The organism is Alicyclobacillus herbarius DSM 13609 (genome assembly GCF_000430585.1).
Taxonomy (GTDB): domain Bacteria; phylum Bacillota; class Bacilli; order Alicyclobacillales; family Alicyclobacillaceae; genus Alicyclobacillus_G; species Alicyclobacillus_G herbarius.
This window is the reverse complement of the sequence record NZ_AUMH01000012.1, coordinates 32,014-50,204: the sequence shown is the minus strand read 5'-3', so window position 1 is coordinate 50,204 and position 18,191 is coordinate 32,014. Positions and strand designations below refer to the sequence as shown.

General features: G+C 57.6%; 18 protein-coding genes. 2 read left to right on the top strand and 16 right to left on the bottom strand.

Annotation, left to right across the window (positions count from 1 at the left end; translation table 11 throughout):
- Positions 1–66: 66 nt before the first annotated feature.
- Both H522_RS18675 and H522_RS18670 read right to left on the bottom strand, forming a co-directional pair.
- Positions 67–1,575 carry a ribonuclease H-like domain-containing protein gene (locus H522_RS18675; RefSeq protein ID WP_051344127.1) on the bottom strand — a complete coding sequence of 503 codons (1,509 nt, stop codon included), beginning with the start codon at positions 1,573–1,575 and terminating at the stop codon, positions 67–69.
- Positions 1,572–3,860: a DEAD/DEAH box helicase gene (locus H522_RS18670; protein ID WP_051344126.1), complete on the bottom strand. Its 2,289-nt coding sequence runs from the start codon at positions 3,858–3,860 to the stop codon at positions 1,572–1,574. The genes H522_RS18675 and H522_RS18670 overlap by 4 nt, the downstream gene beginning before the upstream one ends.
- A 228-nt stretch (positions 3,861–4,088) precedes the next feature.
- Here H522_RS18670 and H522_RS0109660 point away from each other — a divergent pair, with 228 nt between their 5' ends.
- Positions 4,089–4,673, top strand: a complete 585-nt coding sequence (locus tag H522_RS0109660; RefSeq protein ID WP_026962156.1) for a transcriptional regulator — start codon at positions 4,089–4,091, stop codon at positions 4,671–4,673.
- A 70-nt stretch (positions 4,674–4,743) separates the two neighbouring features.
- Here H522_RS0109660 and H522_RS18665 read toward each other — a convergent pair whose 3' ends face one another.
- From H522_RS18665 to mutY, 8 genes are all read right to left on the bottom strand, one after another.
- Positions 4,744–5,232: a DUF402 domain-containing protein gene (locus H522_RS18665; RefSeq protein WP_051344125.1), complete on the bottom strand. Its 489-nt coding sequence runs from the start codon at positions 5,230–5,232 to the stop codon at positions 4,744–4,746.
- Positions 5,229–6,419 (bottom strand): sporulation integral membrane protein YtvI, encoded by a 1,191-nt coding sequence (ytvI, locus tag H522_RS18660; RefSeq protein WP_245578073.1) that lies wholly within the window; start codon positions 6,417–6,419, stop codon positions 5,229–5,231. The genes H522_RS18665 and ytvI overlap by 4 nt, the downstream gene beginning before the upstream one ends.
- Positions 6,420–6,571: 152 nt before the next feature.
- Entirely contained in the window at positions 6,572–6,766 is a 195-nt protein-coding gene (locus H522_RS0109645; protein WP_026962155.1) for a DUF5325 family protein, read from the bottom strand.
- A 236-nt stretch (positions 6,767–7,002) separates the two neighbouring features.
- A complete protein-coding gene (locus H522_RS0109640; RefSeq protein ID WP_026962154.1) occupies positions 7,003–7,437 on the bottom strand; it encodes a hypothetical protein in 435 nt (144 codons plus the stop codon).
- 104 nt (positions 7,438–7,541) lie between these two features.
- Complete coding sequence (locus H522_RS0109635) at positions 7,542–8,234, bottom strand: FadR/GntR family transcriptional regulator (RefSeq protein ID WP_026962153.1); 693 nt, start codon at positions 8,232–8,234, stop codon at positions 7,542–7,544.
- Positions 8,235–8,238: 4 nt separating this feature from the next.
- Complete coding sequence (leuS, locus tag H522_RS0109630; protein ID WP_026962152.1) at positions 8,239–10,668, bottom strand: leucine--tRNA ligase; 2,430 nt, start codon at positions 10,666–10,668, stop codon at positions 8,239–8,241.
- Positions 10,669–10,950: 282 nt separating this feature from the next.
- Positions 10,951–11,592, bottom strand: a complete 642-nt coding sequence (locus H522_RS0109625; RefSeq protein ID WP_026962151.1) for a Bax inhibitor-1/YccA family protein — start codon at positions 11,590–11,592, stop codon at positions 10,951–10,953.
- 58 nt (positions 11,593–11,650) lie between these two features.
- Entirely contained in the window at positions 11,651–12,814 is a 1,164-nt protein-coding gene (mutY, locus tag H522_RS18655; RefSeq protein ID WP_035453359.1) for an A/G-specific adenine glycosylase, read from the bottom strand.
- An 82-nt stretch (positions 12,815–12,896) separates the two neighbouring features.
- Here mutY and H522_RS0109615 point away from each other — a divergent pair, with 82 nt between their 5' ends.
- Positions 12,897–13,115, top strand: a complete 219-nt coding sequence (locus tag H522_RS0109615; protein ID WP_026962150.1) for a hypothetical protein — start codon at positions 12,897–12,899, stop codon at positions 13,113–13,115.
- A gap of 101 nt (positions 13,116–13,216) precedes the next feature.
- Here H522_RS0109615 and H522_RS0109610 read toward each other — a convergent pair whose 3' ends face one another.
- From H522_RS0109610 to rapZ, 6 genes are all read right to left on the bottom strand, one after another.
- Positions 13,217–13,741 (bottom strand): ribonuclease FAU-1 family protein, encoded by a 525-nt coding sequence (locus tag H522_RS0109610; RefSeq protein ID WP_026962149.1) that lies wholly within the window; start codon positions 13,739–13,741, stop codon positions 13,217–13,219.
- A 147-nt stretch (positions 13,742–13,888) separates the two neighbouring features.
- Complete coding sequence (locus H522_RS20530) at positions 13,889–14,581, bottom strand: hypothetical protein (protein WP_051344124.1); 693 nt, start codon at positions 14,579–14,581, stop codon at positions 13,889–13,891.
- A 99-nt stretch (positions 14,582–14,680) separates the two neighbouring features.
- A complete protein-coding gene (locus H522_RS0109600) occupies positions 14,681–14,938 on the bottom strand; it encodes an HPr family phosphocarrier protein (protein WP_026962148.1) in 258 nt (85 codons plus the stop codon).
- 118 nt (positions 14,939–15,056) lie between these two features.
- Complete coding sequence (gene whiA, locus H522_RS0109595) at positions 15,057–15,998, bottom strand: DNA-binding protein WhiA (RefSeq protein ID WP_026962147.1); 942 nt, start codon at positions 15,996–15,998, stop codon at positions 15,057–15,059.
- An 82-nt stretch (positions 15,999–16,080) separates the two neighbouring features.
- Entirely contained in the window at positions 16,081–17,160 is a 1,080-nt protein-coding gene (locus tag H522_RS0109590; RefSeq protein WP_420535256.1) for a gluconeogenesis factor YvcK family protein, read from the bottom strand.
- Between the two features lie 102 nt (positions 17,161–17,262).
- A complete protein-coding gene (gene rapZ / locus H522_RS0109585; protein WP_155836323.1) occupies positions 17,263–18,129 on the bottom strand; it encodes an RNase adapter RapZ in 867 nt (288 codons plus the stop codon).
- Positions 18,130–18,191: the final 62 nt, after the last annotated feature.

Below are 18,191 nucleotides of genomic sequence, written 5' to 3'. Positions count from 1 at the left end.
AATCCGTGCAAAGGTTGCGAGCGATGAAAAACCATGGCCTATCCGGGTGATCTCGGTGCGTGCCGTTCAATCCGCGTTCTGTGCGTCAGGGTGTTTATCCTGGCGCATTTTTCGTTCCAGACGCTGCAAACGATGGAGTAGCTGCCCGCGAATACGTGCGCGCTGCGCATCGTCGTACACCGGCGCCTTCTCGGCTACAACTGCGCGCCAATTCGTCAGTGCGGATACGGTGCGAATGCCGTTTGAAGACAGACCGTGCCCATCCGGGCCCAATCTTGGCTTCTCTAATCTCGCCAGCGCGGTACGCGTCCAGTGCATGGCCTTTGACCAGTCCTTCTCACGGTGCTCCGCCAGTTTGGCCAGTTCCACCAGCGGTGCCACCGCCCAAGAGAATTGCTGCGCCATCTCTGTCCAGACTTCCTGTGCCTCCTGCCACCGCTGCTGCCGTTTCAGCAACAGACTGCGCAGCCAATACGCCTGCCACTCCGCATCCGGACAACCGACGGCGACCGCCAAACAGTGTTCCGCCAAGTCGTATTCGCCCCATTCTCCGTACCAACGGGCCAAGGCGGTGTATTCCGCCGCGGTCTCGACAGTCCGCCCTCCGTTCAGTGTCTCTGCCAGCACCGCGGCCAGACGCGCTAGACTCGACACGTCGGCTGCGTTATGGTCGCAAACCGGCTCCAATCGCGCCGCATCGCGGGTGGATACGAATTCAAAGTACCGCGCAGGGGCCTCATGCCCTGGCAAATCATTGATGCGGCGGACCCCTAAAATCTCCCCCTCGATGGCCGCCAGATTGGTGCGGCCGAGGCGCTTTTTCCACAGGCGACGGCACGGATACATCAAATCCAATTGCCGAACCTCAGTAGGCGCCGACAGCCGGTAGAGGACAAAGCGATTCAACAAAAGCGGCCAGTCAAAGCTGCGTCCGTTGTAGGAAACGACAACTGTTCCAGGCTCAAAGTGTCGCTGATGTAGGGTTGCCAAGAGGGTCGCTTCCTCCGTGTAATCGACCAGCAGGTACTGATGGATAACCCACTCGTCGCCTTCCACCAATCCGATGGCGTGCAAAAACGGAAATGTCCCGGCGCCACTGCCGAGACCGGTCGTCTCGGTATCGTAGAAACGCATCCGTTCCACCGCCGGAACCGGGTCAGACGCCGCCACGCGTTCACTTGACGTCTCGCCGGCGCGCACAGTCAGACGCATGAGACTGCGCAAATCGCACTCCAGGAGGTGGAGAAACCGGCCGTTTCCATGCCAGGTCAGGATGTCGTAGCGCAACTCTCGATGCCAAATCGGACCCAAGCCGTCGTCCTCCCGACAAAACCCGAGCTGCTCTAGGCCAGTTGCGGTAAACGTCGCCGCTCCAGACTGCGCGCCTCCAGCATCCGAGCTGGGTGATTGGTCCAAACCTGTACGGTCCACATCTGGACAATCCGCATCCACATCCGCACGGTCATTCGCATTACGGCCCGCGGACGCCGCAGGTTCCATCTTCCCCGAGGCGGGCGTCGGCCGGCGGACCGACTGTTCCAACGCGGCCAACCGCTCCAACAACGACCGACTCACCGGATGCTCACCTCTGCAGGCGTCGGATGAGTGACTGTAGACAGTAACACCTTCACCCACGCCTTGGCGTCCGGATCGTCCTGACCGGCTCCAATGCAGGACGGACACCCTGTCTCACAGGGGCATGCAGAGACCATGTCCCAGGCGGTCGCAAACACGTCTTCGGCAATTCGATATACGCGCTCGGCCAAGCCCACCCCGCCAGGGTACGCGTCGTATAAATATACGGTCGGACAGCCGGTGTGCGGGTCTTTGATGAACGCCGCCGCGTGCAGGTCCGAGGGCATGCACATGCAGTGCAGGGATGCGGCCTGGCGCAAGACATGGGCGGCGCCCTTCAACGCCGTTTCCCACTGACTGCGCCCTGGCAGCAGTTCCCCCGCCTGCCAGGCACACCAATAGCCGCTGGTGTGCAGCTCGGCCTCCGGCAGGTAAATCTTTCCCCAGCCCAGGTTCTCATGCGTGTCAAACTTGATCTTTTTAAACAGGGTCGGCACCGCGTTGACCATCACCTCCCCGAAGTGATGGCCCGCTGCCTCAGGCTGCGTGGCCTGCCGCGTGTTCAGTTCATCCAGGACCTGCAGGCGCACCGCCAGTTCGGCATCGGTATAGTAATCCACCGCGACTGGACGCACGAACGCCTTGCCGTTCTCCAGGTCCAATTTCTCCACCTGATAGACTTGCGATTGATGGAGATAAATGGCCTCCTCGTGCAGCATTGTCAAGGCGCTGAACCTGTCCATCTCGCCAATGACGACATGGTGCGCCTTTGACACATCGACGATGACCACATTGTCCTGGGCGGCGCTGCGCAAGGAAACCGAATGGCTAGGAAGCGAATCGGCCATCCAGTAATACCGTCCGTCTCCCCCTTTGTGCAGTACACGCGCCGCCTCCAGATAATCCAACAACTCGGCCGTCGTCTCCACACCAAACCGTTCGTCCGTCCGGAACGGCAATTCATACGCCGCGCACTTGAGGTGATCGACCAAGATGAGCAGATTGTCCGGATAGACACGGGCGGCCTCTGGCGTTCCGGCTAAGATGTACTGCGGGTGCGACACCACGTATTGATCCACGGCCGACGCATTGGCAATGAATAGAGACAAAGAGAGACCTTGCCGGCGCCCGGCACGCCCGGCTTGTTGGCGCAGGGAAGCGATGGTCCCCGGATAGCCGACCGAAATCGCCGCCTGCAGCGATCCAATGTCCACCCCCAGCTCCAGCGCATTCGTGCTGACCACACCCCGGATACGCCCGGATCGCAAGTCGCGTTCAATCTGCCGCCGTTCGTTAGGAAGATAGCCCCCGCGGTAGCCCATCACGCGGCCGTCTTCGCCTCCCCGCACGCCCCGTTTCCAATAGGTCGCAAGCAGTTCCACCTGATTGCGAGAGCGAACAAAAGCGATGGTGGAAATATCCTCGTTAATCAGTCGAATGCCAATCCGTCGCGCCTCAGTTAACGCGGATTTGCGCAGACCGAGCTGCTCATTGACCAACGGTGGATTGTAAATGATGGTATGCCGCTCTCCGTGCGGGGCTCCGGACTCGTCGACGAGGGATACCTCGGCTCCGATTAACTTCGCGCCGAGCTCCTCTGGATTCGCCAAGGTGGCGGAGCTGAGGATAAACTGCGGACTGCTCCCGTAAAATTCGCAGATCCGCCGCAACCGCCGCAGAACATTGGCCGTATGGCTACCAAAGACCCCACGATAGATATGCGCCTCGTCAACGACCACGTAGCGCAGGTTCTCAAACAGGCGCAGCCACTTGGTATGATGCGGGAGAATCGCACTGTGCAGCATGTCGGGGTTGGTGACGACGATATGTCCGGCTTCGCGAATCTTGTTGCGCGCGTGAATCGGCGTATCGCCATCATAGGTAAAGGAGTGAACCGTCGTTTTTAGGTGGCGCACCAGGTCGTTCAGTTCCGCCACCTGGTCTTGTGCCAAGGCTTTCGTTGGGAAGATATATAACGCCCGACTCTCCGGATTTTTGCACACCGCATCCAATACCGGCAGGTTGTAACACAAGGTCTTCCCACTCGCAGTGGGTGTTGTGACCATGACGTGTTGACCCAGATGCACCCGCTCCACGGCTTCCTGCTGATGCGAATATAAGCCGCGAATCCCGCGCGCCATCAAGGCGGAGCGGACTTCGTCATGAAGCCAGTCAGGCAGCGGGCGAATCCGTCCGGGGCGAGCCGGTTGAACCTGCCAACTGGCAACCTGGCGCATGAACGCCTCGCTCCGACGCCATTCGTCCAGCAAAAGTGCCAATTCCATGGGTTCCCTAACCTCTTTCAATCATCACCGCGTCTGGTGTACGTTTATACTTTTCTTTTCGCGATCCGCCCGCGAACTCCTGTTCGTACCTCTCTACGACTTTCTGCGGCCAAGGTCACGATTTCCCGACTCTTACATAGCATAGTAGTGGGTTTTTTACCTGACAGGGTATTAATCTCGTACACCTTGGAAATAAATGATAGCAGCCAGTAGAAGGAGGAATTTGTTATGGAAGGTGTAGAACGCTGGTCGACCCGGTCAGACGCCTGGACGCCCAGCGATGACGAACGGCTGGCTGAGATTGTCCTTCGTCACATTCGCACCGGAAGCACGCAGCTGAAAGCGTTCGAAGAGGCTGCAGCCGAACTCGGCCGCACAGCCGCTGCCTGTGGCTACCGCTGGAATGGTGTTCTCCGTAAGGAACGCCGCGATGACATCGAACTTGCCAAAAAGGAGCGTAAGTCGGCACAAAATATGAGCGCGACCAATTCTTCCTACAAAGAACCGACCCCCTTCATGACCATGACCGCATCCGAATCGATGCAGGACGTTATCAAGTTTCTCCAGGCGTTCGACGCCGGATACCAAAAGCTTCGCCAACAGCTGGAACAGGTAGAATCCGAGCGAGACGAATTAGCCACAAAAGTCCGTGAACTGGAGGCGCAGTTGGCCAGAAATCCAGTAGGCGACTTGGGCCCAGTCACGGTAGAACAGTTGGAACAAGACTCGAAGACGTTGTTCGCGATTATGGAACGAGCACGCAAACTGCTCGATCCGGACCTTCGCGGCGGCCAGAAAGAAAACGACGCGTGACATGGCTTCCCGAATGCATCGGGAGGCCGTCAACAAACCGAGCGCCTACCAGCATACTGAGAGGCCGTTGTCATCCGCGACGTTTCAGCCAGGCACGCCAGCGATGAGCAAGGCTAGGGGAAAACGGGCCGCTTTGGGCATAAGCGGCCTCCACCAACCTGTCCCGCGCGGCCAATGCCGCAGCTACCCATGTGGACGGGTACAATGAGCTGCGCACCTGAAACTCATCTTCGTCTGCCACCTTCAGCACGCCCTGCATCCGCAGCACGTCAATATCCAGGTCGTGAAAGCGCACCCCTGCCTGCGGGTCATACACGGGCGGTGTGATCACATTGCAGTAATAATCCGTGCCAGCATCTCGCATCAAGAGACACGCTTGATAGAACTCGCCCGGCCAAAACAGGAGCAAGACCGGATCAGAGTCTGACCAGCAGCGTCCATCCGCCTCCATCACCGGACTGCCTGGAGGAATGAAAAACGCCCAAGGGTCATCCGTCACTTCGGCGCGAAGCCAGGTACGGTGTGGGCGACCGTCGCCGTGCAGACTTGTAATTTTCATTCCTCGTCCCTCCGCGGTTCAGAACCCGACTTCTCGACCTCGGACGTATTCCCAGCGGACGCGTCGACCACCGGTTGAACCAGCGGATCGCCCACCGGCTGCGCTTCGGCCGGCAGAAAATCGACAAACAGTCGAATCCGCAGCAGCGATTTGACGGCGATGAGCGCAATCGGACCGACAAACAAACCTACAACTCCGAGCAGCTTCATTCCTATGTACAGAGCAAACAGGGTTGACAGCGTATCCAAACCGACACTGTCCGCCAGAATCTTCGGCTCAACGAGGTGGCGAATGAACGAAATCACCACTTGAATCAAAAGCACCTTGATGGCCATGGGCAGGTCACCCAGGAGAAGCGCCCCAGCCGCCCAAGGTACCGTCATAACCGCCGAACCGAGAACCGGAATCAGGCCGGAAATGCCGAACAACAGACCGAGAATCAGGGCGTAGGGAATGTTCAGCACCCACATCCCGAGTACGCCCAAGACTGCGGATAGAATCATCAGGATGACCTGTACGCGAATCGTGCCAATGAACGCGCGCACGACGTCGTTGACAACGACCTGCACCTTGCCGGACCAACCGGGCGGGAGGATGCGCAGAAAGCTACCGTACATGCGCTCCCGGCGCACAAGCATAAAAAAGGTGGCAATCAAAGCGATGACAACCACAAACGTCCATTCGGGCAACATGGTGAGTGAATTCAAGATAAAGGTGGCGAGGTTATTGAACCACCCTTCTATCGCTTTCAGGACATGGCTCACTGCGTCCTGGAGTCCCGAGGTAATCTGGGGCGGAAGCTGCCCGTAGGCTGCCATGGCTTGTTGCAGGCGTTGTTGTGCCCACCCTTGCGCCTGCGTGAAATACTCCGGCAGCTTTGCGGTAAGTGTTGTGGCCTCTTTGGCGATAGCGATGGCTAAATATGTAAAAATGAGCAAAAACAAGACGACAATACCCACCATCACGGTAAGTACAGCGACTGTGCGGCCCATTCCCAGGTGCTCACACCAACGCACCAAGGGCAGCAGAATCATCGCCAGCACGCCGCCAATCACGAACGGAAAAATGTAAGGCCATGCGAACGCGAAGGCCGCCAGCAGTACGACCACCAAGGCCAACAGCGACATCACTTCAACGACGCGCCAGAGGTATCGGCGCATTTCCGTTTGTTTCGGGGAAACGCCCACGGCCCAACCACCTTTTCCGTCAAGTGCTGGGACAGTCAACGTGCCACTTCACAGACCGCTCGCAGGGCAATCCATTTCCGACAAAAATGCGCAAAGGGCTTTTTCGTGATGTCCGATCCTATGAAGGCCCACCGCTACGGGCGCGCATGCGGCTACAGCCGCTGGGTACTGTGGCGGAGAATACGCTTGCGCGTTATAAACCCAATCCCGGTTAATAGAATGGCTGCAACGAACAACAGGGCGGCCACTCCGCCGCGTTCCTCAGCCAGCATCACACTACCCACAGCAAAACAAGCCATGGTTATGACCGCCAGACAAAAAAACGTCACTTTTTGCAGCTGCGACATACGGTCACCTTCTTGCCAGGTTCATATCAAGTTGATAATACCATATCCCAACCACAGCCGCCGCACACGGATTCAAAGTCGCCGAAAAATAAAACCTTCCCTACGATGCGGTAGCTAAACCGACCGTCAGAGAAGGAGGTTGTTCACGCTCAATTATGTCCTGGCATCGCCAGCATCTAGGTTAACCGGCCAAGCGTTACGCTTACGTGAGATCACAAGGCGTTTGCTTCGCATGCTCAAGCCGGCATGTGCTTGGGCAAATACCGATACAGTTGCGCCCACGCCGCCTCCATTCCCGAAGCGACTATTACCTGATGGGCCCCCAAGCGGCGAAACATGCGACGGTGCGCCCGGTTGTCTGTAACCACCAGCACCTCCGGTACACCCGCTTGACAAAGGGATTGCACCACCAGTGCGGTGCGAACCAAATCCACGTCCGCGTGTACAATGGCCACATCTAGACCTTCACGCGCTACTGCCTCCCGCACGGCCACACGATTGCCCTCCGTGGTCAAAAGGTTCTGCGCACCGTACGTTTCACGCAGTTGGCGGTGGTATATGTCGAAACAATCCAGGACGCGTACGCGTGCACCAAGCTGCTGGGCCCGTCGTACGTAATCCACACCTACATCCGAAAACGCAACCACAAGTAGTTCGTACTTCCCGTGCATATCCGATCATCTCCCCAGTTGGTGTGGGAGTTCATGATTCTGATAGCGCTTACATCGTTATTATACACCGTTATCCTGAAATTGAAAACGGATTTTGACCTTGTCTAGGATCCGTTTGTCCGCGACTCAATCCGCTGTACCATGGTTTGCCCATACGCATAAAGAATCTCGCGAGCTCTATGGGCGTCTCCGGCCAGCACCGCGTCGTAAACCGCCCGGCAAGTGTTGACCCCACTTTGCCACTCGTCCGCCACAAGGCGTAGGGCGCTGCGCAACGCTTCTTGCGTCACACGCAGTGCATTTTCCAATACCTCGTTACCCGAGCATGCCGCGAGCGTCAAATAAAAGGCCATATCGGCCGCAATCGCATCCTCGCCGCGCGGGTAGGCGCATTCCACTTGGAACATCGCCTGGGTCAAAGGGGCAAAATCTGTCTCCTCGGCACGTGCAGCCGCAACGCTGGCGATGCCCGCCAAGAGAGCGGTCATCGCCTCCAGCAGCTGCCTGATTTCGCCTTGTCCGAGAAGAAGCGCCGCCTCCAGCGGCTCCATCCACATTTGCACCGCTGCCGTGCGGACATAGGTGCCGTTGCCATGGCGAAACTCCACCAGCCCTTGACCGCGCAGGGCACCCAAAGCCTCCCGCACCGTGGCTCGGCTGCAGCCAAACTGCTCCGCCAGCTCGGCCAGAGGGGGCAGCCGGTCTCCCGGCCTGAGCACCCCTTCTTCAATCATACCGCGAATCTGTTGGGCAATCCGGTAGTACAGCTTATGCTCATCGGCCTGGACGGGAGGCATGGTGTCACCCCTTCACAACCAGATTGACCAATCGTCCCGGCACATAGATCTCCTTCACAATCTCTTTTCCAACCAACCACTCGGCGATTTCGGGGGTTTGTCGGACCTGCGCGAGAACCTCCTCCTTGCCCGCCTCCACAGACACCACCGCGTGGCCGCGTACTCGCCCATTTACCTGCACCGCAATCTCGACTTCCTCATCCTTGAGCCAGCGCTCCTCGTAATCCGGCCAGGAAGCATTGAACACCGACTCCGGATGGCCCAGTTGAGACCATAACTCCTCACCCAGATGCGGAGCAAACGGGGCAATCGTCACCGCCATCGTTTCCAATGTGGCTTTGTCCAGTCCTCCGTTGCGCGCCTCCTCAGTAAGGGCGTTGGTGTATTCCATAAAGGCACTGATGGCCGTGTTCAGCTTAAAGTTTTCCATCCGCTCGGAAAGGGTAGCGACAAACCGGTGCCGCAGGCGCGTCAACGATTCGCGCTCCACAGCAGGGTTCTCCCGAGAGGCGGCAAATAACCGATAGTACCGGTTCAAGAAGCGGCTTACACCCTCCAGGCCGTTGGTGCTCCACTCGGCATCGTCTTCTGGTGGACCGACAAACAGCTCATAGACCCGTAGCGCGTCTACGCCGAACTTGTCAATAATGTCGTCCGGATTGACCACATTGCCTTTTGACTTGCTCATCTTCGCCCCGTTCAGCGTCAACATGCCTTGGTTGAACAGGCGCTGGAACGGCTCGTCAAAATCAATCAGGCCCAGGTCATGAATCACTTTCGTAAAGAAGCGCGCGTACAACAGATGCAGAACCGCGTGCTCAACGCCGCCAATATACATATCGACCGGCAGCCAACGGTTGGCCGCTTCCTTGCTGAACGGCGCCGAATCGTTGTGCGGATCGGCATAGCGCAGGAAATACCAGCTCGATCCCGCCCACTGCGGCATCGTATCGGTCTCTCTTCGGGCCGGCCCACCACACTTGGGACACGTGGTATGGACAAACGATTCAATCGCTGCCAGCGGCGACTCGCCCGTTCCAGTTGGCTCATACCGCTCGACATCCGGGAGCGTTACGGGCAGCTGGTCATCAGGTACGGGCACTGTCCCGCACTGGGGACAATAAATAATGGGAATCGGTTCGCCCCAATACCTCTGCCGGGCAAACACCCAGTCGCGCATGCGGTAGTTGACGGTCGCATCCCCCAGTCCTTTCGCCTTGAGCCGTTCAATCATCGCCTTTTTGCCGGCCTCGACATCGAGGCCGTCCAGGTCGCCAGAGTGAATCAGGCGCCCCGGCCCTGTATAAAGGCCGTCTTTGACCTCTTTCGCCACTTCCGGATCAAACGGCTCAATTACCTGGCGGATGGGCAGATGAAACGCTTGCGCAAACTCGTAGTCCCGTTCGTCGTGGGCGGGGACAGCCATGATGGCACCCGTGCCGTAGTCCATCAGAACGTAGTCGGAGATCCAAATCGGCAACGCTTCGCCGGTCAACGGGTGTTCGGCATAGGCGCCGATGAACACGCCCGTCTTGGTCTTGTCGACCACCTGCCGATCAATCGACGACTTTTTCAGCGTCTCTGCCACGTATTCCTCGACCTGCGCGCGTTGTTCCGGCGCCGTTATCCGGTTCACCAGTGGGTGTTCTGGCGCCAACACCATGTACGTGGCCCCATACAGGGTATCCGGGCGGGTGGAGAACACCTCAATCGTCTCCTGCTCATGCCCCTTAACCCGAAACAGGATACGCGCGCCTTCGGAGCGGCCAATCCAGGCCCGTTGCATGCGTTTTACCTTATCCGGCCAGTCCAGCTTGTCTAGGTCTTCCAAGAGCCTGTCCGCATACGCGGTGATGCGCAGCATCCACTGTTCCATCTCGCGTTTGGTGACATCGCTGCCACAGCGGTCACACTTTCCGTCGACGACTTCTTCATTGGCCAATCCGGTTTTACAGCTGGGGCACCAGTTGATGGGCATCTTCTTTTTGTACGCTAAACCACGCTCAAACATCTTTGTAAAAAAGTATTGGGTCCACTTGTAAAACTCCGGACTGCTCGTGTTAATTTCTCGATCCCAGTCGTACATCGCGCCGATTTCTTCAAGTTGGCGCTTAAAATTGGCCACGTTTTCGGCCGTCGAGACCGCCGGATGGACGCCGTGGGAAATCGCGTAGTTTTCGGCGGGCAAGCCAAACGCGTCCCAGCCCATCGGGTGTAGCACCTCATAGCCTTGCAACTTTTTATAGCGGCTCCACACGTCGGAAATCGTATACCCGCGCCAGTGCCCCACGTGCAGACCACTTCCGGACGGATACGGGAACATGTCCAAACAGTAGTACTTGGGCTTTCCGCTCGCTTCGTTCACCTTGTGAGCGCCTTGTTCGCGCCAGCGCTGCTTCCACTTTTTCTCTACCGCTCGTACGTTGTATTCCATATTTCGCGTCGACTCCTTCGGTAAACAAAAAGCCCCCATCCCCGCGCGGACGAGAGGCGAAACCCCATCCGTTTCAAACTGACCGGTGGCGGTCATGTGATATTGCCAGATATTATAGCGAGTGGCGCGGATGCACGCAAATGGCGGATCGCGGCCATCCGGCCAAAAACGACGGTCCCCGACGCGCTAGCAAAGCTTCAGCTGCTCCGTGTTTAGCTTTCTGTGGCCTGGGGAAAAGGTAGCCAGGTGATAGCCTCCTTTTCCGAACAACCCTTGTACACGTCAGTCCCGGGAGGACTGCAGCACCCCCATCAAGCGCAGGATAAACAGGAACAGGTTGATAATGTCCAGATATAAGGAGAGCACGACCCAGGCCACCTGGTCTTCCGCCACGCCGTGATGAGCCATACGATTCACGTCAAACAGGACGTAGCCGACAAAAATGGCGATGCCGAGGACACAATAGATCAGCTCCGCGACCGTTGAAAAACTGATAAACAGCGAGACTATGCCCGTTAAGAGCAGGGCCAACAAGCCAATGAACAAAAAGCCGGCCAAGAATGAAAAGTCGAAGTCGCTACGGGCGGCCACCAAGGCCGAGATCAAGAACGTCGCGGCAGTCACCCCTGCCGCTTCAAGGACCAAGGTCGCTCCGAGCTGGGAGATCTTCACGGAGATAATCGGGTACAACGTCAGCCCAGAAATAAACGTGAAGGCCATGACAAAACCCATACCGATGCGACGAGAGCGCTGAATGAACATGGCCACCACAATCATGACCAACTCCGCGACCATGGCGACCACTATCAAAGCCGGCGGGAGATAGCAACCGACCCCGAGCCCCACAAACGCAGACAATAAGCTCAGAAACAGTCCGAAGAATACCTTGCTCATCAACTGATTGCGACTGAGCGTGAGCTCCATGCGACACCCCTCCAAACGTGGTTTGTCCTTTCGTTTTGGTCGATGGCCATCTCATCGGTTACCCATTCATTCGCACAGGTCCTTTGACATTCCTACCTGCTGGTATCGACTCGAGCAATTTTTCATATACCCGAGGCAAGGCAAACGCCTCGAGGTCATCTAGGTGAGCAAACTCGTATCCCGGCTTCAGACGCCGCGGAAAGCCCACAACAGAGACCGGGCGATAGACAAATACGTCCCACTCGACATGAGAAAAGATGTGTTTATCGCGCCCGACCAGCGCGAATTCGATCTCGTTTGCCTCTGCCACCCGGTCCGCCTTTATGAAGCACTCCGATTTCCCGCCCATGCACGAGAGTTCGGCCAGCTTCACCGCTGCGGCCTGTTGGCGCCCCCGTTCATCCACCCCTTCATCCGTCAGCTCAACCGCCGGTAGCTGCCACATACTCGCGAGTAACCCGGCGTCCGGACGCTGCTCCAGCAACACGCCCCGCTCATCCTCACACCACAGAGCCACAACGGTGACCTGTCGCCGCGGCTTCGCCTTCGTTCTTTGCGGCAACTCGTGCACTCGGTCTATGCGAAGCGCCTCACAGTCAGCTTGTAGTGGACACTTGTCACAACGAGGATTTCTCGGGATACATACCAAAGCCCCCAGTTCCATCAGGGCTTGAGTCAGCTTGGCTGGGGTTGTCTCTGTGAGCCACGACTCGACGGCATCGTGGACCACGCGTTTCGCGGCCTGCGATTGAATCGGCTTATCTACGCCCAAATAGCGCGCCATCACCCGTAGGACATTCCCGTCCACTGCGGGTACTGGCTGGTTGAAAGCGATGGACAAAATGGCTCCCAACGTATACGGGCCTATTCCCGGTAGTGTAGCCAAAAACGCGGCCTCGGATGGAATGGAACCTCCGTACCGCTCCACAACCAGTTTCGCCGCCTTGTGTAAGTTACGAGCGCGGGAGTAGTAGCCCAATCCCTGCCACATTTTGAGAACTTCTGCTTCATCCGCTGCGGCCAGTTGCTGAATCGTCGGGAACCTTGCCAAAAACTCGTGATAATACGGGATAACCGTCTCAACCCGGGTTTGTTGCAACATCGTTTCACTGAGCCAAATGGCGTACGGATCGGTCGTATGACGCCAAGGCAGGTCACGGCAATTTTGCTCGTACCATGTTATAAGTCTATGCGCCGGATGGGGACACTTGTCTGTCTGCACACACTTCCTCCTCACGCACGGTTCCAATTTCATCAATAGCAAATTCCGCGTTTGGGTACAATACGCCCGGGAGGTGCTGGCCATGTGGGACCTGATGAATGGAATGGCTGATGGTGTCCGTCACCGCATGATGCCTAGACGGAGAAACGGCATCAACACGATGACCGCCATGTTGGTAGGTGCAAGTGTCGGAATTGCCGCTTGGGAGGCGTTTCGCAGGGGCGGGCAGCGTCTGATGCAAAGCGGCAGCAATGTAGCGGCCGAAAAGGTCGCTGAACAGGTGATGGAACAAATCGAATAGCCGTATCCGTCCTGTGTCCACGCAGTCAGCAGACAGGGTGCGGCTGAAACGCCGCCTCTGTCTTCCCATCTGCCCTGCCTCAAGTGAGTGGATTTCAACAGCTACGGCCGACGCGGGAGATGGGGTCTGGCGCCATACTTTTGTTTCCAGACCTGATACGACAGGCGGCTGCGCTTGATGCCATCGACAAACCGCTGCGTATTCTCCATCACCCGGCTTGCCTCTGCGGCGCTAATCTGGCGATTGTACAACGCCTCGCCAAACTCCTCTAAATCAATGACATGATAGTATGCCCGCTCAAAAATGAGCACATCGACGTACATGTCCTCGACATAGATGTAGTCCTGGTCTTCCCAGACCTTGACCAAGTCCACGTAGTGGTCAAAATGCAGACGTGGGTGTTTTACTGGTTGTCCATCGACCAGGCATGTACTGACGCCAATCCCCCACTGGGGATAGATTTCACGCATCTGCTGAGTGTAACCGCCCTCCAGGGCAGGTCGGCGGATGGTGATGAGCCCCTGACGGCGTGTAAACCGTTCAATCACAAACGGCTCATTCGTGCGGTCAATACCGCGGTTTTCACGTTTATGGATCCGTTGTACGCGCCCTGGTCTTAGCCCCATCGGCCGCCTCATTCCTCCTGGTTCTGCCTTTTCTCTAGGGTATCACGCTCAAGGCGCAGGGGCAAAATCCCATTGCGAATTCAGTTCAGATAAATAGCCGTCCCGAAGGAGCGGCCGCGAAAAACCGAAACCATATCAGTTGCTCAATTAACGCCGCCAGCGTGCTCTGCGGGTACGGAATCTCCCTGTCTGGCGCGGGGGCAAAACGAGAAAACTCACAAGGCCTTTGAAAACCGGCAGGAATCCAGGTGAGCTGCGCCACCGTTTCGTACGCCAGCGAATCCGTACCGGTTTTGCATTCATCTTGGCCGCTGCGAATCTGGAGCTGGACCGCGAAAGGGCCACGGGTCGCGGCCGCACGGACTTAAACCGGTATTTGCGCAGCGCCTTCCTGCGCTGCCAAACCAGGGCCAGGAAGGCGAGGGCTGCGGTGAGAATACCCACGAGCCAAGTAATCGGAATCGCTGCAAGGGGGTACGCAAACGTCAACGTACTGGCCGTATGCCCCTCCAAGACGACAAAGCGCCCGTCTAAGTCAAGGACGCGGGCACTTGGGGGCAATAAGACGGTCTCGCCGCCTCCCTCCTGGAAGAACTTCAGGTATCCTTCCGGATCTTGCCCTCCATATCGCCAGTCACCAATGACCGTTTGATCAATCGTGACCTCTCTCCACAAAGGGTTGAAGGATTGCGACGGATTGACAGCGCTATACACTTCATAGAATGCAACCAACAGAAACAGGGCGGCTGCAACCCCCGCCCACAACGAACCTCGTTTGCGTACCGTTTGGACCCGAAAGCGGTGCTGCCGGTGCACTGGCCCGCGAGACCGCCCCTGCATGTCGCTCCCCCCATCCAGGTGCCTCATCACCACATCCTATGAGACAAGGGGGTGAGAGAGAACCAACAGGGGGATTATAGGCTATCGGGCATTTACAGTTTATTCCTCGCGGCTGACCATCTCCACCAGGTGCCGCAGCGCTTCCTCAGCATCCGGTCCATCGGCGCGAATGGTGATTTCCTGGCCGTGCGCGATGGCCAAAGACATAATGCCCATAATGCTCTTCGCGTTCACCGATTTTCCGTCTTTCTCCACGAACGTTTCACTGGTGAACCGATTTGCTTCTTGAACAAACAACGCAGCTGGACGGGCCAACAAGCCCGAACGCAGGCGTACAGTAACGGTTTGCTCAACCATACAATGACCTCCCCACCATCCCATTGTAGAAAGTATAGCATGTTCGCAAGTCTGAACCAATTCTCGGCCACCGGAAGCTGGAAGCGCTGTTGGACGACTGTCGACGGTTCGTCACAACCTAACTGGACCATGGCTGCCCCTGGCGCAGTCGGTTAGCGATTTCCTCCAAGCGGCGAAATCGATGGTTGAGCCCCGATTTCGTCACTTTATGCGGCATCCTCGCCGCCAACTCCTGCAGATTGACGTCCGGGTAACGAATCCGCATTTCAGCCACCTCACGCAGGTGGTCTGGCAGCTTGGCGAGGCCGATGCGTTCCTCGATGTAGCGAATGACCTCCAACTGTCGTACCGCCGCACTGATGGTTTTATTCAGGTTGGCCGTCTCACAGTTGACCAAGCGGTTGACCTGATTACGCATTCCCTTTAGAATACGAATATCCTCAAATTTTAACAGGGCCTGGTGGGCCCCGATAATGCTGAGGAATTCGACAATCTTCTCGCCTTCTTTCAGGTAAAGGACAAACCCTTTTTTGCGCGCGAGCATCCGTGCGTGCAAGCCGTATCCGTTCAGTAGCCCTAACAAGGTGTGGGCCGCCCGCTCATCCTGAATCCCAATTTCCAAGTGGTACGAATTACTGCCCGGGTCGTTCACCGATCCGCCCGCAAGAAACGCTCCCCGTAAAAACGCTCGTTTACAGCAAGGTTTGTGCGCCCGAGAAGCCACAAGTTGCACCGACTCCCCAACCTCGGCGGCGAAGCCAAGAGACGCCAGGACTTCTGCAACGCGTACCGAGACCCGCACACAATACACGTTGTTCTTCTTCAGGCGCATCTTACGCCGCACCAGGACTTCCGGCCGGACGCTGAGGACCTCTTTCATCAGCGTATAGATGCGCCTAGCAATTGCCACGTTTTCCGTTTCCACGTCCAGAACCGGCCTGCCCTCAAGCTCAGTCAGGCGACCACTTCCCAAAATCAAGGCCTCCAATTCAGCCTGACGGCAGCAGGCCGGTTCTTGCACTAGTGTCAACTCTTTTTTGGTGCGTGCCGCGAACGACAGGACTCGTCACCTCCTCCCCAGCCGCCGTCAACCTGCGCGAGCTTGCATGGTGAAAGTCTGCGCAGCCCGTGCAAGCCTCGCTTTACGTCGTAACCGGCGCCGGATTTTGCCGCTCATACCCAATCAAGCTGACAATCTGTTCCGCGACCAGGCGGCTGTCGTGGCGAGCGTAGGTTGCATAGTGGACGAAATCACGGGCAATCACTCGCAGCCCCAACCGATGCAAAGCCTCCATATCCACCTGCACTGGATACGCATCCTGAGACTGGTACTTCTCCAGTGCCTCTTTGGGCAACGCGGCGCCATTGACGATGATGTAGTCAAACAACCTCCGCCCAACGTGTTGATAGATGACCTCCACGTGGCGAGAGGCCGAAAACGAGTCCGTCTCTCCCGGTTGCGTCATCACGTTGCAGACGAAAATCTTTTTCGCCGGACTTTCCGCAATCGCGCTCGCCAGCCCGGGTACCAGCAAGTTCGGCAGAATGCTTGTATACAGGCTGCCCGGCCCCACAACAATCGCGTCCGCCTGGGCAATCGCCTCTAACGCTTCCGGCAGCGGCTCCACCTCGGAGGGCACAAGCTCCACCCGCCGTATGGGCCTGTCAGCGTTCGGAATGTTGGATTCGCCATCCACAACCGTTCCATCCTCCAGCACCGCCCGCAGCGTCACATTTTCCTTCACGGCCGGCAGCACGCGCCCGCGTACCGCCAGGACGCGGCTGGTTTCGCGAATGGCCGATTCAAAATCACCCATGATATGAGTCATTGCCGCCAAGAACAGGTTGCCAAAGCTGTGACCGGCCAACCCCTCACCCGTAGGAAAACGAAACTGCAATAGCCGCTCCAACAGCGGTTCGGTATCGGCCAGGGCGACCAGGCAGTTCCGGATGTCCCCAGGCGGGGGCATCGCAAAGTCCGAACGAAGGCGCCCTGAGCTACCGCCATCGTCCGCCACCGTCACAATCGCCGTCAGGTCGACGTCAAACTCCTTCAAGCCGCGAAGGATGACCGACAGCCCCGTTCCGCCGCCAATCGCGACAATTCTTGGCCGCCGCTGCAGGTGTTTCACCCGTTTCCGGCTCTCCAGAATGGACCTCCACCAGCCAAATGCCAAGAGCAGCATGGCGAGTGCCAACACGGCGGAGCCAAGCCAGAACATATCGTTCGGCCCTACCGCCCGCCGCCAGCCCATGGCACCCGCGAGGATACCACAACCAAAAATGCCGAGGGTCCAAGCCAACAACCACCATCGTTTCACATCCTAGCCCTCCCGCCCCGAATCTCGATGGGTCAGGTAAACCTCTGCTTTGGGGCGGATGTGCCGCTCCAAGTGACGGGCCACCGCAACCGAACGGTGCTTGCCGCCCGTACAGCCAATCCCAATCACCAGGTGACTCTTTCCCTCGCGCAGGTATTGGGGAATTAGAAAATCCACCAAATCCTCCATTCGGCGTAAGAACTCCTGTGTCGCCGACCATTGCATCACGTAGTCGTAGACCGGACTGTCCTCCCCGGTATACGGCCGCAGGGCCTCAATGTAGTGCGGGTTGGGCAGGAAACGGACGTCGAAAATCATGTCCGCGTCAATCGGCACGCCATATTTGAAACCAAATGAAATGATATGAACCGGCAATGAGCGCTTGCCTTCGCCGAATCGCTGGACAATTTCATCCTTGAGCTGCGCCGGCTTCCACCCCGACGTGTCAATGATGACATCCGACTCTTCGCGGACCTTGGCCAATGCGGCGCGCTCCGCCTGAATTGCGTCCAGCAGACGGGTGTTTTCGACAAACGGATGCCGTCTGCGGGTCTCCTTGTAACGGCGTACCAACGTCTCGTCGTCGCCGTCAAAAAAGACCAAAGTCACCGCGACATCCGGTTCATTGCGTAACCCCCGCACCGTATCGACCAACGGCTGGAACAAGTCGCCGCCACGCAGGTCGCAGACCAGAGCCGTCTTCCGCAGCGTCTCCCCAGATTGGCGAATGAGTTCGATAAACTTGGGAATCAGTGCGGGTGGCAGGTTATCGACGCAGTAGTAGCCCATGTCCTCCAGAGCCTGCATAGCGAGCGATTTGCCCGCGCCTGACATCCCGGTAAGAATCAGAATCTGCAACGCCGCCGCCACACTCCTGTCCCCCCTTTTCGCACCCATTTTGCCACGTCGGGTCGACACATTCGAAAAGCCCT